The organism is Aliiglaciecola sp. NS0011-25 (assembly GCF_040370605.1).
Classification (GTDB): Bacteria; Pseudomonadota; Gammaproteobacteria; order Enterobacterales; family Alteromonadaceae; genus Aliiglaciecola; species Aliiglaciecola lipolytica_A.
In genome coordinates this window covers 13,085-28,913 of record NZ_BAABWR010000030.1, presented here as the reverse complement: position 1 = coordinate 28,913, position 15,829 = coordinate 13,085, and the positions used below count along the sequence as shown (strand labels likewise).

Genomic DNA, 15,829 nt, shown 5'->3' with positions numbered 1-15,829 from the left:
AGCAATATTATGCAACAACACCATACATTTAGTTTAGAGCGCCGCCGTTTTTTGATTTCTAGCGCTATCGTTGGAGCTGTCACCGCTTTAGCTTCAAACCCTATCATGGCGAGCATCGGTAATTCAGCCAAAATAGACAAACTTATCAAGCGCATGACCCTTGAAGAAAAAGCCGGTCAATTACACTTAGAACCGGTGCTTTCTACCATGATGGCTGACTCCGATTTTGCTAAGCAAAACCCGTGGATGCCACCTACTACCCTTGAAAAAACCCTAGCCGCTATGGACGTCCAGCTCGAAAATGTACGCAAAGGTAATATCGGCATGTTAACCACACCGATGGATCTTGATTCACTGATCAATGCACAAACAGTCGCGGTGAATGAAAGTCGTTTGGGTATTCCCCTAATGTTTGGTGCTGATTTAATTCATGGTTTCAGAACCGTATTTCCGGTGCCTATTGCCGAAGCCGCTAGTTTTGAGCCCGAGATTGCCAGACGAACGGCGCGTGCAGTTGCTATTGAAGGTAGTGCGGCTGGCCATGACATGACTTATGCACCTATGGTCGATATTGCCCGCGATCAGCGCTGGGGTCGAGTTGTCGAAGGTGCTGGTGAAGACGTCTTGTTAGGCTCGCTTTTCGCCGCAGCGCGAGTACGTGGTTTTCAGGGTGACAAGCGTGGTGCGAGCGATAGCATGTTAGCTTGTGTCAAACACTTTGCTGCCTATGGCGCTGCCGAAAGTGGTTTGGATTATGCTGGTTCCCCTATCACTGAGCGCATGTTACATGAGGTCTATCTTCCGCCGTTTCAGGCCGCTTTTGATGCAGGAGCCATATTAACGATGGCTTCGTTTAATACCATAGATGGCGTGCCTGCCTCAGGTAATAAACATTTATTAACCACTATATTACGGGATAAAATGGGCTTTAAAGGCGCCGTTATGTCGGACTATGAAAGCGAACGGGAACTGGTTGCACATGGCTTCGCTAGTGACAACCGCGATGCAGCTAGATTAGCCCTAAGCGCTGGTTGTGATATCGGTATGGTCAGTGGTATTTTCCCTAAATACTTACCCGATTTAGTGCGCTCTGGTGAACTGGATGAGGCCTTAGTTGATCAAGCAGTGCGCCGGGTTCTGTATGTTAAACAAGAAGCGGGCTTGTTTGACGATCCCTTTATTCGCTTGAACAAAGCACGGAATAACGCACCTTTACCTAAAGCCCATCGTGAACTTGCTCGTGAATCGGCAGTAAAATCCATTGTTTTACTAAAAAATGACAATGCATTATTGCCCTTACCTAAGAGCGGTAAGAAAATCGCATTAATTGGCCCTTTTGGTGCCGATACTAAAAATCTAAATGGCGCTTGGTCACCGTTCTCGGCCGAAACACCTTCGGTACCGGTAGATGTTGCGTTTCGAATGGTATTGCAAGATCCAAATTTGCTTAAGGTAGTCGCGGGTAGTGATATCGAAGCGCCAATTGTGGGCGGAATCGAAGCAGCTGTTGCAGCGGCCAAGGCCGCTGATGTGGTTGTGTTGGCGCTGGGTGAAAGTGAAAAAATGACTGGTGAGTCAACCTCGCGCACCGAAATCACCCTTCCACCAGCACAAGTAGCACTCGCCGAAGCAGTCGCAGCCACGGGTAAACCTGTGGTTGTATTGTTACGTAATGGACGTGCGTTAGCACTCGAAGGCGCAGTACGTGATGCATCTTCCATCGTACTTACTTGGTATTTGGGAACAGAAATGGGTAATGCGGTAGCCGATGTGGTATTCGGCGATGTCTCGCCAGCAGGACGTTTGCCCATGAGCTTCCCGATTGCCAGTGGCCAGCAACCCTACTATTACGCTCGTGAAAACTCTGGCAGACCTGCCTTAAATGGTTCTACCGGCATGTTTAAATCTCACTTTACTGGTATCCCTGATGAAGCACTTTACTCTTTTGGTCATGGTTTAACCTACGGCAAGGTGAGTTACGCAGAAACCCGTTGTTCAGTGGATAAAGTCGCTAAGAATGGCCAGATCACCGTGAGTGCTCAGGTTTCTAATAGTGGCAACAGAGCCATTGAAGAAGTGGTGCAGTTATATATTCATGATCAAACCGCTTCTGTGGTGCAACCAAGACGTAAGTTAGTGGATTTTCGCAAGGTTAAACTGGCAGCGGGAGAAACCCTTAACGTAAGCTTTACGCTCGGCGCAGACAAATTAAGTTTTATTGGCCAAGATACTAAACCAGTGCTTGAGTCTGGCTTATTTGATGTGTGGGTAGCCCCCTCTGCTACTGCAGGTGAAGGTTCAAGTTTTGCTTTAATTTAGCACTGCATATCTTGGTGTTTTTACAACCAGTATTATTTTATTTTTGTCAGGATCTAAACTCTATCATGCACAACAAAGTGAGCAATTATTTAAAGAGCAGACGTAAAATCATCATTGCCCCATTGGTGTTTCTAGGCATTATTAACCTGCCTCTGGCACATGCTGATGTTGATAAATTACTCACCGATTTTAAGTCTCCACCAGCAAGTGCTGCACCTCATGTTTGGTGGCATTGGATGAATGGCGACATCAATGTTGCCCAAGCCAAAGCTGATCTTGAGTGGATGGCCCAAATTGGCATTGGTGGGGTGCAAGTTTTTGACGCTGGGTTAGGTGCGCCTGCTGAGCAGCCATTGGCATTTGGCTCGGATGAATGGCGCAACGCCATGCGTGAAAGCGCAGGCAAAGCGCAATCTTTAGGTTTAGATTACGTAATCACAACCTCACCGGGTTGGAGTGCTACAGGTGGTCCGTGGGTCGAGCCCACCGACGCGATGAAAAAGTTGGTGTGGTCTTGTATTGTTGTCACTGGTGGACAGCTTATTGAAATAACATTACCAAGTCCAAGCAGCGTGGTTGGCCCATTTCAAGATATTCCAGTTGATGCGATTGGCCATGCATCCCATCCCATCCCCCCTTTCTATCGTGACAGCAAAGTATTGGCTGTACCTAGCAGTAAAGCATTTTATTCAGCACCCAAATATTCTGTTTTAGACTATCCAGAAATGGCTTCCTCACTGCAAGATGGCCAGTATTGGCCAATGCAAAAAATCACCACTGATGACAGAGGCGAAGTAATAGTAAACTTGGTATTTCCGGAGCCAGTTACTGCCTATGGGGTAACGCTAGGTTTACCAGGGCCACGTGGCTTCGGCACACCCAATCCTCCTGTAGCTGATTGGCAAGTCTGTCAAGATTTGCACCATTGCCAGTCACTGGCTGTATTAGAGGGGACGAGTTCACTAACTCGAACAGCGGCCTTTGAACCTGTTAATAGTCGCTATTTTCGCCTACATCTAAAGCGCAGCACAAAACCAGGATTTATAGAATCTCTTGGTTATACGGATGGAGTCAACAAGTTGCCTTTTCCTACCCACGCCAGTGCCTATGCTATTTCAGAAATAAGACTACACACCCAAGCGGTTGTTAACGCATTCGAGGAAAAAGCAGGTTTTGCTGCGGCACCTCGTTATTATCCCTTAGATACGACAAATGAAGTTGCTGCACAGGTTTCTTCTCAGCAGGTTATCGATATCACCAACTCGATGACGTCTGATGGGGTTTTGCATTGGCAAGCACCTAAAGGAAATTGGCAGATTATCCGCTTGGGTTATGGCTTAACCGGTCATGAAAATGGTCCTGCTCAGTTGGCAGCGACTGGTTTAGAAGTGGACAAATTAGATGCCAAGCGAATTAATGCTTATATGCAGAGCTACTTAGAAAATTTTCGTGACGATGAGGGCAAGTTATATCCGGGGATAACAGGCTTATTGAATGACAGTATTGAATCAGGCCCGCAAAACTGGACAGATAGCTTACTAAAAGATTTTGCCGCCACGCTGAATTATGACCCTCTGCCATACTTGCCCGCTTTAACTGGCGTGGTGGTTAATTCAGCCGAACAAACAGACCACTTTTTATGGGATTTTAGGCATTATCTAGCTGAACAGTTTAGCCAAGCCCACTATGGCACGATTGCCAATGTCGCTCGGCAAAACGGTTTAACTTATTACAGTGAAGCCTTAGAAGACCATCGTCCGCAATTGGGCAACGATTTGGATATCAGAGCCCAAGCAAGTATTCCTATGGCTGCCTTTTGGTATTTCGACCCAAATGCAGAACCTAAAGCCACCTATGTGGCTGATATAAAAGGAGCCGCTTCGGTTGCCGCGCAGCAAGGTTCTAACATTGTTGCGGTTGAAGCGATGACGACTTTTGGTCAACCTTGGACGGTGGGACCAAAGGAACTGCGTGTTGCGGCTGATCGCGCCTTTGTAACAGGCGGTAATCGTTTGATGTTGCACAGTTCTGTACATCAAAGTGAAGGCGTTAAGGGCACGCCAGGCAAGTCAATGATGCCGTTATTAGGGCATTATTTTAATCGAAATAACACGTGGGCAGACTTTGCTAAACCGTGGATCAGCTACTTAAGCCGAACTCAGTTTTTACTGCAGCAAGGCTATCCTGCCGCTTCTTTTGCCTATTTTATTGGTGAAGAAGCACCAGTAACGAGTTTGTTTGGTGATGAGCCGCCAGAAGGAATCCCTAGGGCTTATGACTATGATTTTGTTTCAGCTAATGGTCTATCGTCATTGAAAGTAGATAACGAAGGCAGATTATTGACAAAAAGCGGAACTCACTATGAATTTTTATATTTAGGTGGTGATAGTCAGCGCATGACAATTAATACTTTGCACAAATTAGCTGAACTCGTCAGTAAAGGGACAGTTATCGCGGGTGAAAGACCCAGTTCGAGCCCATCTTTAAACGATGATCAAGACGAATTTTTACGCTTAGTTAAAAAACTTTGGTCTTCTAAGCAGGTCATTACGGCAAAATTACCAGAACAGGCGATCACCAAATTAAAGCTAGCTCCCCAGTGGCAACTCAGCGGTGACAATAATAAAGTGCAAATAGAGCAAAGAGTCCTGCCAGAGGGACAACTTTATTATTTGGTCAATACGGCTCAACACGCGTTAAATGTAAGTCTAACTATCCCCTCAAACGCTAAACAAACATGGCTGTTAGATGCAGTCGATGGGCATTCGACGCCCATGAACATTAAGGCATCACGACAGGAGGTTGATGTTAAACTAGCCGCTAACCAGTCCTTATTCGTGTTGGTTTCAAGTGAACCACATAGTGATACTTTCCCTTTAAATATGGCGGTAAAAAAACCACTAGCAGACAAGACTACTACTAATTTAAGCGGTCCTTGGATAATCTCTTTTGATCCGCGTTTTGCTGTTATTCCACCCGTCACAACAGAAAAACTCACTGCGATTTCTGATATCGAAAACGGCGAGATAAAAGGATTTAGTGGTATTAGTACCTATTCCAGTACATTTAATTTAGCTCAAGTTTGTGCCAATGCTGCAATGCTACGCATCACTGAGGTAGGCAACATTGCTCAGGTCAAAATCAATGGTAGCGAGGCAGGTTATTTATGGACCCCACCCTACCAGCTCGACATCACTGCTTTCTTACAAGCAGGTGAAAATAGCATAGAAATTAGCGTGGCTAACTATTGGGCCAATCAACTTATTAGCCAAGCCAATCATAATTTTAGTCGAGCTGGATTCCCCAAAGGGGTTTATCAAGCCGATGCCTCATTACGCATGGCTGGTTTGACCGGCGATGTGACTCTGGGATGTGAATAAAGCCGCTTATGTTATCAATAGTCTTGTAAGGTATGCATTGAGGTATTCAATTTATTGATACCTCACATTTACCGATTTCATTTTTACAAACTGTTTATATTCGTTAACATCCCGCGCTACTGATTAACATTTGTTTTTATTGTGCTGACGCTATGTTGTTTTGTAGCTCGATATGCTCGCCAACACTTGCGTTCTGCTTGATAAAAGATGTAAAGGCTTAAACTAATGGATAGAAGAGATTTCCTGCAAAAACTTGGCATGTCAGCCACCGTTTTGACGCTGTCTAGCAGTTTATGGCAGGTGGTGAATGCCACTCCACTGAGTGAGTTAAGCGACACTGACCGCATGTTGTATACCGAACTTGCGAGTATATGTGACCTTGTTTTACCCGATACTGAGACTTTAGGCGCTAAGTCTGTCGAAGTGCAGAAATGGTTATTGCTAGCCTCTCGTCATGAGCTTGAAGGTGTTACTTATGAGCAATTATTAGACTTTATTCAAAAGCTTAATCATGCCGCTCAGTTCTCTACTCTGAGCCATGAGCAACAACTTAGTACCTTAAGCCCCATTGATAATTTGGCTTTCGCACGTGGTGCCACTCAGACAGACATGAGCGGATTTTGGAAAAAGCTAAAGTCGTTGATCTTAACCGGCTATTACACCACCGAAGTGGGTGGCTCACAGGAGCTGCGTTACAAACTGGTGCACGGTGAAATGCAGGCAGATACCAAAGTTGATCCCCAACAAGCAAGAGCTTGGTCAAGCGATTGGATCGCTGTGTCGTTAGGATGAAAATATGAAGTACGATTATGATGCTATCGTTATCGGTTCCGGTATTTCCGGCGGCTGGGCCGCAAAAGAACTGACCGAAAAAGGTTTAAAAGTATTGCTGTTAGAACGCGGAAAACAAATTGAACATAAAAAAGATTATCACAATGAATGGAAAAACCCTTGGGACATGCCGTTCAAGGGCAGTGGTGATCAGGCCATGTTTAACGAACAATACCCTGTGCAAAGTAAAGGTCGTTATGGTGATGAATATTCCATTGATCATTTTGTAAATGATAAAGAAAATCCCTACCAAACAACCGAAACTGAGCCTTTCCAATGGCGCCGTAGCTACCAAACGGGTGGAAGGTCTCTTGTTTGGGGTCGTCAATGTTATCGCTGGAGTGACATTGATTTTGAATCGAATCTTAATGATGGCCACGGCGTTGACTGGCCGATTCGTTACGCTGATGTTGCCCCTTGGTATGACCACGTTGAATCATTTATTGGTGTTTCGGGCGCCAAAGAAGGCCTAGCACAATTACCTGATGGTCAGTTTCAAAAGCCCATGCCATTAATGTTAATTGAGCAAAATCTGCGTGAAGCACTTCAAGAGCATATGCCAGAACGTCGTTTAACCATTGGTCGTACAGCCAATTTATCCGAAGCGGTCGGCGACAGAAGCCTCTGTCAAAATCGCTCTATCTGCGCGCGCGGCTGTTCATTTGGTGCTTATTTTTCGACTCAAAGTTCAACCCTACCTGCTGCTGTGGCGACGGGCAATTTAACCTTAATGAATGATGCTTTAGTCGAAACATTAGAATATGACGAAGAGAAGAAGCGCATTAGCAGCGTCAACGTTATTCATACACAACAAAATAAACGCCAGAAATACACTGCTCGATTAGTGTTTTTATGCGCGGGCTCGGTTAATTCTGTGGCCTTGTTATTACGTTCACAAAGTCCAACCTTTCCCAATGGATTGGCCAACTCTAGTGGCGTACTGGGCAAATATTTTATGGACCACGCCAATACTTTAGCGGCTGCGGCTGTGGTGCCAGGCTTTGAAGATCATTATTACGATGGCAACCGGCCGACAGGTATTGTAGTGGCGAGGTTTAGAAATATTAAACCAGAAGCAGAAAAACTGGGTTTTACTCGCGGTTATAGTTATCAAGGCGGCGCTTTTAGACAAACTTGGGTGCGTGGAAAACGTATGGCTGGTTTGGGCAAAGACTACAAAAATGAGTTAAAAAAACCGGGACCTTGGGTATTTGCCTTAACCGTGTTTGCAGAGTCTATTCCGCAAGAAAGCAATCGCATTACTTTGTCTGATAAAAAAGATCAATATGGTATCCCGCAAGTTCATATCGCTTTTAAGCATGGTGATAACGAACGTGCGGCTTTGGCCGATGCAGCAGCTGAAGCCAAGAAAATGTTGGCGCTAATTGGGGGTCACGTGGTGGCTTCATCAGATCAACCCAATTTTGGTGGTACCGCGGTGCATGAAATGGGCGGCGCCAGAATGGGTAAAGATCCCAAAACTTCTGTGCTGAATAAATACAATCAGGCTCATGATGTGCCTAACCTTTTTGTCACTGATGGTGCTGCCATGGCTTCTTCAGCTTCACAAAATCCATCGTTAACCTATATGGCATTGACGGCTCGTGCAGTGGCGTATGCGGTTGAACAATTGAAAAGTGGTGCTTTGTAACGTCTAACAAATTTACAAGCGCACTGAAATATTAATACCTTAGAAGTTGGCATTGTTAGGCATCAGTAACGGCAATACTCAATTAGCAATAGGAAGTACTTTACAATGAATAATCCACAACAAGCTGGAACTAAACAAGGTCTGGTACTGATGTTAGTGCCGTTGTTCGCCATGCTTGGCGCTGTGTTACTGGCTCCCATTATGGGGGTCATGTTCAAGCAATTTGCCGGTCAGCCCTATGCCGAAATTCTGGTACCACTTCTACTTACTGCCCCAGCCTTGATGTTGGCTTTGCTTTCGCCTTTTGCTGGTGTACTAGCCAACCGTGTTGGCGGCAAAAAAGTCTTAGTGTTTTCGCTAGCGCTTTATGGTGTGATGGGTGCTGCCCCCATGTTTTTAGATTCGCTCTATGCGATTTTCTTTTCACGGATTTTGGTTGGAGTGGCCGAAGCAGGTTTAGTGACGGCGGCAATGGTACTCATTTCACAATATTTTAGTGGTGATGAACGGCAAAAATGGATTGCCTATCAGAATGTGGCGCTGCCACTACTCGGCGCATTATTAATGGGTTTGGCGGGCTATGTCAGTGTATCAGATTGGCATAATACCTTTGCTGTTTATGGTTTTAGCTTCTTCGTATTTATCGCTGCCATATTGTTTTTGTTTGAACCTAAAAAACAATCAAGCAATTCTGAAAGCGCGCCAAAAGAGAAAGTTAAATTCCCTCCTTTAAAAACCATGTTGGTGATTGCTGGCATAGCCATTCCTGGCTCCATCGCTTTTTATACAGTACCAGTAAAATTAGCGTTTTTACTGCAAGATATTGGGGAAACTTCACCCGCAGCAGTAGGTACAATGTTAGCCTTTGGATTGATTTTAGGGAGTCCAACCGGCGCGTTTTTATCGCGTTTTATCAAGACTTGGTCCTTTGGCAAAGTATTATCGATCGCCATGGCGCTGATGGGTGTTGGTCTAATTATGATGGCCTTGGCTACAGATAAAACCTTAATGACAGTGGGGCTAGTGGTGCAACAAGCGGGCGGTGGTTTGATGCTGACCATTGCAATAACCTTTGTGCTTGCCATTGCTCCTGCTGCACAACGTGGGCTTTATTCGGGTATTTGGTGGTTCTTGTACACTATTTCTAATTTTATTACGCCACTCTTTATTGCTGGCATATTTTACTTCACACAATCAACACAAACAGCCGTGCTCATTGTAGGTATATTGTGTGTTGCACTGTTTGCTTGGTTAATGTCTGCGAAGCTATTAAAGGCGCCCATAGTCGCTCAATAAAATCACGTAAACAATTGAATTTTATATTTAATTAAGATAAAAAATTTAAAACAGCTTATTTAAAAAGGGGAGTTCACGCGTTGAACTCCTCTTTTTTTTACACTATCAGTGCCATTATTTTGCTATCTAAAAGATGAATACCTGACATTAAAACATTCAATTTTATTAATTCCTCACTGTGACTTAACCTTCAGAACATAATTTTTTAACATTATTTAAACTATAGGTGTCGTATGTTACAAAGATCGATAATTCAAGGTCGCGGATTTAAAAATACTCATGCAAATGGAAGTGTAAGCGGCTTTCAGTTTCAAGTTAGAAACCCAAATTATCGCGGTGTTGCCGCTTGTTTAATTGATGGCATCGAAATTAGTATCGCCGGTGTTGATTATCCATTCGACGCCGCCTTGTGGACAATCGAAGGTATTACCTACACCTTGGATGAACTGCGCCAAACCACTGACGTGCGTTGGTCACTAGATGAAGTGGCTACAATAACCATTACAAAGCCCGGCGGATTGCCAGCCGGTGTACATGAACTATCGGTGTGTATATTCATTCGTCGTTCGTATATTCCTGCGCAGTTCAGTCGCTCCCCCTTTAGAGAAAAAGCCAAAGTCGTGCTGGTTTCAGATGGAGCGTTCGATGGGCCCAAATTGGCGGTGTCAACTTATAGTTATTCTGGTGATATGTATACCATCATGACCTTAGAAGATGTGATGGCTGATATTGCCGATATCGGTGCTACTGGTATTGAAATATTAGGTGAAGGCAACGTGCCTCATTACCCAAATCCGAGCAGCGCTTGGAGAGATGAATGGTTTCGTTTATTAGCAAAATATAAATTAACTCCCACCAACTTTGGTGCTTGGGTCGACACAGCAATGTGGCTTAGCCGCGACTTAACAATTGAAGAAGGTACAGCACAATTAAGAAAAGACATTACCTTAGCCTCAGAACTGGGTTTTACTTCTGTAAGACCTAAATTTGGCGTGACCTCGTTACAACTTGACCCTCATCCAATATGGAAAGATTCCGTACTGGGTTCGTTGGACTTGGCCGAAAAACTTGGCATCGTAATTTGTCCTGAGATCCATAGTCCAACTCCAATCAAACACAAAGTGACGCAGGAATACATTCGATTTATTGAAGACACTAAGTCGGACAAGTTTAAGTTGCTCATCGATACTGGCATCTTCCAAACTGCACCAGTAGACGATGGCCATGAAGGCATAGAAATTAAAAATGGCAAGCGTCCACCCTTCCTTGAACCACTTAATGTACCCATGGCTGACCTCAAAGAAATCATGCAGCATGTTTATTTTATTCAGGCTAAGTTTTTTGAGATTGATGACAACTTACATGACCTACACGTACCTTGGGCACCCATTATGCAAACCCTAAAACAAGCCAATTGGCAAGGTTGGTTATCCAGTGAATACGAGGGCCGCAGAGAGCCATATCGTGGTAAAGACCAAGTACGTCGTCAGCATGCTCTGATTAGAAACTTACTCCCTTAGTCTGCTTTTTCGGTTTATAACTTTTTCGGTTTATATAAAGGTGGTGCATGGTTGGTGGCGGTAACTTCATGTTTATCACAGCCAACCATCGCATTGAATACCATACGCTCGCTAGTATTCATGAATCTGTGAGTAAACTGACGGACTATATGTCAATTAAAGCCATAAAAAGCCTATGGTTGGATGAAATTAAGTTAACCGGTTGAAGATCAAAACCACTGAATTGTTGCCTGCCAAACCAACTGCATACACAACAGGCTTAAGATAATACGAAACATAAGTTTAAATTTTTCTGCAGGTAGTTTTTTCAATAGCTTAATGCCCGCCCAAGTGCCCACTGCGCCACTGGTTATCATCGCTATTATTAACGGTAACCACTGCCAAAATGCAAAACCAATGGCCGCATACACAAAGGCTTTTAAACAATGTTGAAAGGTCATACAGCTGGAAAACGTGGCGGTAAAACGCAGTTTTTCATAACCATTGAGATACATATAACTGCCGACCATGGGGCCGCTGGCACCCACAAACATGGATAAAAAGCTGGTAATTGCGCCGGCTATGGCGCGGCCTGACTTAGAGGTTTCTCGAATGGAGGGTGTAGCACCCCAGAGCAAATAAAGTACAAATATCCCTACCACCAGCTTCATCAGTTCAAGAGGCAATTGGGTGACCAAAAGTGACGCACATAAGGCGCCCACTATTCCGCCTGCTGAAAAATACAGTAGCATGCTGACATCAATATGTTTGAGGGTAAACAACATGCGGTTGGCGTTAGAGCCTAATTGCACTAAGCCGTGTACTGGGATAACCGCTGACATGGGCATGACCGATGCCATCACAACCAACAGTAATAAGCCCCCTCCGGCCCCAAAGGCGGCGGTAATAAAAGAAGTCAAACCTGCGAGCACAATTAGACCCGCTGCCATCATGGGGCCTAACATGTCGTGAGTTAAAATATCTATCAAGGTTTGCATTATCTTTTAGCTAGGTAGTGTCTAAAGTGCCAAATCGAGGTTTGGCATTGTAGGCAACAAAATATGTGTATATTGCGTCTTAGCCTCGAATGGACTGAAGCTAAGACGATCCCAAAAGACCTAGTTTGAGCTTATCAAGTTGCTAGTTGTGGCCCCACAGCCACCAGGGCAGCACCGTTTTGCACATCGGTAAACTTAACAAAGTTTTTAATAAACTGATCAGCAAGATCTCGGGCTTTACCGTGCCACTCATCAACACTGCCATAGGTGTTGCGCGGGTCGAGTATCTTGCCATCCACACCAGCAATGGAGTTTGGTATTAGCAGATTAAAGATCGGCAAAATACTGGTTGGATGATGTTCGATAGAATCATCCAATATGGCGTCAATAATAGCGCGAGTATCCTTAATGGAAATACGTTTGCCTGTGCCATTCCAACCGGTATTAACCAAGTAGGCTTGGGCGTTGGAAGCTTGCATGCGTTTACGCAGTACTTCAGCGTATTTAGTAGGGTGTAAACTTAAAAACGCCGCACCAAAGCAACTAGAAAATGTGGGGGATGGTTTAGTAATACCCCGCTCTGTTCCAGCCAATTTTGCGGTAAAGCCCGATAAGAAATAGTACTCAGCTTGTTCAGGTGTGAGCTTAGCCACTGGCGGTAATACGCCAAACGCATCGGCAGTTAAAAAGATAACTTTATTGGCGTGGCTAGCACGAGAAATGGGTTTAACAATATTGTGGATGTGCTCAATGGGATAAGACACCCGGGTATTTTCGGTTTTTGAATTATCATCAAAATCAATTTTACCGCTAGCATTAACCACAACGTTTTCCAATAAGGCATCACGGCGAATGGCTTGGTAGATATCAGGTTCACTGGCTTGGCTAAGGTTAATGGTTTTAGCGTAACAACCGCCTTCAAAGTTAAAGATGCCGTTATCATCCCAACCATGTTCATCATCACCAATTAGCTCACGTTTAGGATCAGTGGATAAGGTGGTTTTGCCTGTACCTGATAAACCAAAAAAGATAGCCACATCCCCTTTTTCCCCGACGTTGGCACTACAATGCATTGAGGCTATGCCTTTGAGGGGTAAAAAGTAGTTCATCATGGAGAACATGCCTTTTTTCATCTCTCCACCGTACCAAGTACCACCAATAATCTGCACTTTCTCACTGAGGTTAAAGGCAATGAAATTTTCTGAATTTAAACCTTGTTCTTGCCATTTATCATTAACAACTTTGGCTCCATTCATCACCACAAAATCTGGTTTAAACGTCGCAAGTTCTGCATCATTGGGGCGGATAAACATGTTTATCACAAAGTGGGCTTGCCACGCCACTTCAGTCACAAAACGCACACTTAAACGTGTATCTGCATTGGCACCACAATAAGCATCAACCACAAACAGGCGTTTGCCTGACAACTGAGTAGTAACTAAGTCTTTTAGGTAAGACCAAGTAGCGGGTGACATGGCTTTATTGTCATTTTTACCTTGATCAGACCACCAAATGGTATCGCGGGTGGTGGCGTCCTTGACGATATATTTATCTTTGGGTGAACGACCGGTAAAGATGCCTGTATCCACCGCAATGGCACCAAGCTCAGTAATATGGCCTTTTTCAAAACCGCTTAACTCAGGGGCGGTTTCTTCAATAAATAATTGCTCAAAGCTTGGGTTATAAATGATCTCAGTGGTATTGCTAATGCCTAAACTAGACAAATCAATAATGGCTTCGTCACTTTTCCCTAATGATTTTTGTAAAGCACTCATATCGATAGTGTCCTTATGTAGTTGGGTACAGGGTAAGTTTTGGTTTTTATTATTTTTATAGGTGTGAAATAGCAAATTTTGCTTCGGGTAAACTCGTTGTTTAAAACTCTTCGGTATCAATTTCATTTTGTGTAGCCGCAGGATATCGCGAACCGCTGATATTTTTATGCTCAAATACTGTATCTAGTTTCTTAATTTGAAGGTCATTTAATTTAATGGCACTTGCTCGGATGTTATCTTGTAGATGTGTAGTTTTAGTAGTGCCTGGTATGGGCAGAACATGCGGGCCCTGATGCAACAACCAAGCTAAACTTAGCTGAGAAAGCGTACAGTCCAACTCGTTAGCCACGTTGCGCATTTGCTCAATGAGCTTTAAGTTTTTGCGAATATTTTCGGGCTGGAAGCGTGGCATTCCTTTGCGAATATCTTTGTCCACAAAACCATTAGGATCGGTTATGTCGCCACTCAGGAAACCGCGCGCTAATGGCGAAAACGCCACAAAAGCCGTGCCTAGTTCCTTGCAGGTATCCAAACATGCAATTTCAGGATTCCGGGTCCATAGAGAGTATTCGGTTTGCAACGCCGCAATAGGATGCACTAAATGTGCTGCTCGAAGAGTTTTGGCAGAAACTTCCGATAAACCAATAGACTTAATTTTACCTTCTTCAACCATTCGAGAAAGTTCTCCAACACTTTCTTCAATGGGTACGTTTTTGTCCCAACGATGAAGGTAATAGAGGTCGATGACATCTGTTTGCAAACTCAATAACGATTGTTCAATAGTTGCTCTTAAGGTTTCTGGACGGCCATCTATTACCCGCTTACCATCCACACCCCGCATGCCACATTTGCTGGCAAGAAAAATGCGATCACGATGACTTTTTAAAAGCTTCCCGACCAATTCTTCATTTTTGCCAAAACCATATAAAGCGGCAGTATCGAAATGAGTCACACCCAAGTCCAACGCTTTTTCTAACAGCGAAATCCCATCCTGCTCTGATGGCGGAGTGCCATAAGCATGACTCAAGTTCATGCAGCCTAGACCGATTTCAGAAACCCAGTTTCCTGCAATAGTTCGTTGTTTCATCTGGCTTATCTCACTCCAATTTTTTTATTGAGCGTTAAGTTGCTGTTCCAAATCATGTAGTACTTTATAACAACCAAGCACCTGACCAACGCTAGAATTTGGTTCCCGCCCTTCTTTTATGGCAGTGAAAAACTCTCTGTCTTGCAATTCGATACCGTTCATCGACACTGCAACATTCGATACATCGATGGCTTCTTCTTTGCCATTGACCAAATCATCATAACGAGCGATGTAAGTGCCATTATCACAGATATAACGGAAGAATGTGCCTAATGGACCATCATTATTGAATGATAAAGAAAGCGTACATATAGCGCCATTTTCTGCCAATAATTGAATCGACATATCTAGTGCGATCCCCAACTCTGGATGAATTGGCCCTTGAATAGCGTTTGCCTTAACCACCTTACAGCCTGATTGATAAGCAAACAAATCAACCGTATGTGCTGCATGATGCCATAACAGGTGATCAGTCCAAGAACGCGCTTCCCCTTTGGCATTTATATTTTTACGTCGGAAGAAGTAAGTTTGAACATCCATTTGTTGAATATTTAATTCACCTGCGGTAATTTTTTGATGCACCCATTGATGAGACGGATTGAATCTGCGCGTATGCCCAACCATGCATGTGAGACCAGTTTCTCGTTGCACTTTAACAACCTCTTCGGAATCGGCCCAGCTATCAGCTAAAGGAATCTCTACCTGCACATGTTTACCCGCTTTCATACATTGTATAGATTGCGTCGCATGCTGTTGAGTTGGCGTACACAAAATCACGGCGTCAGCTTCAATTTTTAACGCCTCTTCCAAATCAGTAAACACCTGTGGGATACCATACTCATTAGCCACTTGTTGCGTTTTTTCCAGAGAACGACCGACTAAGGCGACAACATCAACGCCATCAATATTTTTAATACCATCTAAATGCTTTATACCAAACGCACCTGGACCAACTATAATTACTTTCATTTTAATCTCCTATTTTAGGGATTG

The 15,829-nt window shown here is 44.0% G+C and carries 10 protein-coding genes; 6 read left to right on the top strand and 4 right to left on the bottom strand.

What is annotated here, in order from left to right; genetic code table 11:
• The first annotated feature begins 9 nt into the window (after nucleotides 1–9).
• From ABWV72_RS19605 to ABWV72_RS19580, 6 genes are all read left to right on the top strand, one after another.
• Nucleotides 10–2,319, top strand: coding sequence for a glycoside hydrolase family 3 N-terminal domain-containing protein (locus tag ABWV72_RS19605; protein WP_353372583.1), 2,310 nt, complete (start codon nucleotides 10–12; stop codon nucleotides 2,317–2,319).
• A 65-nt stretch (nucleotides 2,320–2,384) separates the two neighbouring features.
• The gene (locus ABWV72_RS19600) at nucleotides 2,385–5,699 is read left to right on the top strand and encodes a glycosyl hydrolase (protein ID WP_353372581.1); all 3,315 of its coding nucleotides are present in this window, start codon (nucleotides 2,385–2,387) and stop codon (nucleotides 5,697–5,699) included.
• Between the two features lie 225 nt (nucleotides 5,700–5,924).
• Entirely contained in the window at nucleotides 5,925–6,491 is a 567-nt protein-coding gene (locus ABWV72_RS19595) for a gluconate 2-dehydrogenase subunit 3 family protein (protein WP_353372579.1), read from the top strand.
• A gap of 4 nt (nucleotides 6,492–6,495) precedes the next feature.
• Nucleotides 6,496–8,181, top strand: coding sequence for a GMC oxidoreductase (locus ABWV72_RS19590; RefSeq protein ID WP_353372577.1), 1,686 nt, complete (start codon nucleotides 6,496–6,498; stop codon nucleotides 8,179–8,181).
• 105 nt (nucleotides 8,182–8,286) lie between these two features.
• A complete protein-coding gene (locus ABWV72_RS19585; protein ID WP_353372575.1) occupies nucleotides 8,287–9,477 on the top strand; it encodes an MFS transporter in 1,191 nt (396 codons plus the stop codon).
• 233 nt (nucleotides 9,478–9,710) lie between these two features.
• The gene (locus tag ABWV72_RS19580; RefSeq protein WP_353372573.1) at nucleotides 9,711–10,997 is read left to right on the top strand and encodes a C-glycoside deglycosidase beta subunit domain-containing protein; all 1,287 of its coding nucleotides are present in this window, start codon (nucleotides 9,711–9,713) and stop codon (nucleotides 10,995–10,997) included.
• 209 nt (nucleotides 10,998–11,206) lie between these two features.
• On the opposite strand, the gene ABWV72_RS19575 is transcribed toward ABWV72_RS19580, so the two are convergent.
• From ABWV72_RS19575 to ABWV72_RS19560, 4 genes are all read right to left on the bottom strand, one after another.
• Entirely contained in the window at nucleotides 11,207–11,962 is a 756-nt protein-coding gene (locus ABWV72_RS19575) for a sulfite exporter TauE/SafE family protein (RefSeq protein ID WP_502902154.1), read from the bottom strand.
• Between the two features lie 146 nt (nucleotides 11,963–12,108).
• Complete coding sequence (gene pckA, locus ABWV72_RS19570) at nucleotides 12,109–13,749, bottom strand: phosphoenolpyruvate carboxykinase (ATP) (protein ID WP_353372569.1); 1,641 nt, start codon at nucleotides 13,747–13,749, stop codon at nucleotides 12,109–12,111.
• 100 nt (nucleotides 13,750–13,849) lie between these two features.
• Entirely contained in the window at nucleotides 13,850–14,836 is a 987-nt protein-coding gene (locus ABWV72_RS19565) for an aldo/keto reductase (protein ID WP_353372567.1), read from the bottom strand.
• 24 nt (nucleotides 14,837–14,860) lie between these two features.
• Nucleotides 14,861–15,805 (bottom strand): Gfo/Idh/MocA family oxidoreductase, encoded by a 945-nt coding sequence (locus ABWV72_RS19560; RefSeq protein WP_353372565.1) that lies wholly within the window; start codon nucleotides 15,803–15,805, stop codon nucleotides 14,861–14,863.
• Nucleotides 15,806–15,829: the final 24 nt, after the last annotated feature.

What these genes read in the sequence shown, in the direction of transcription:
- ABWV72_RS19605 (WP_353372583.1), top strand. Translation starts at nt 10, where the DNA reads ATGCAACAACACCATACATTTAGTTTAGAGCGCCGCCGTTTTTTGATT.
- ABWV72_RS19600 (WP_353372581.1), top strand. Translation starts at nt 2,385, where the DNA reads ATGCACAACAAAGTGAGCAATTATTTAAAGAGCAGACGTAAAATCATC.
- ABWV72_RS19595 (WP_353372579.1), top strand. Translation starts at nt 5,925, where the DNA reads ATGGATAGAAGAGATTTCCTGCAAAAACTTGGCATGTCAGCCACCGTT.
- ABWV72_RS19590 (WP_353372577.1), top strand. Translation starts at nt 6,496, where the DNA reads ATGAAGTACGATTATGATGCTATCGTTATCGGTTCCGGTATTTCCGGC.
- ABWV72_RS19585 (WP_353372575.1), top strand. Translation starts at nt 8,287, where the DNA reads ATGAATAATCCACAACAAGCTGGAACTAAACAAGGTCTGGTACTGATG.
- ABWV72_RS19580 (WP_353372573.1), top strand. Translation starts at nt 9,711, where the DNA reads ATGTTACAAAGATCGATAATTCAAGGTCGCGGATTTAAAAATACTCAT.
- pckA (WP_353372569.1), bottom strand. Translation starts at nt 13,749, where the DNA reads ATGAGTGCTTTACAAAAATCATTAGGGAAAAGTGACGAAGCCATTATT.
- ABWV72_RS19565 (WP_353372567.1), bottom strand. Translation starts at nt 14,836, where the DNA reads ATGAAACAACGAACTATTGCAGGAAACTGGGTTTCTGAAATCGGTCTA.
- ABWV72_RS19560 (WP_353372565.1), bottom strand. Translation starts at nt 15,805, where the DNA reads ATGAAAGTAATTATAGTTGGTCCAGGTGCGTTTGGTATAAAGCATTTA.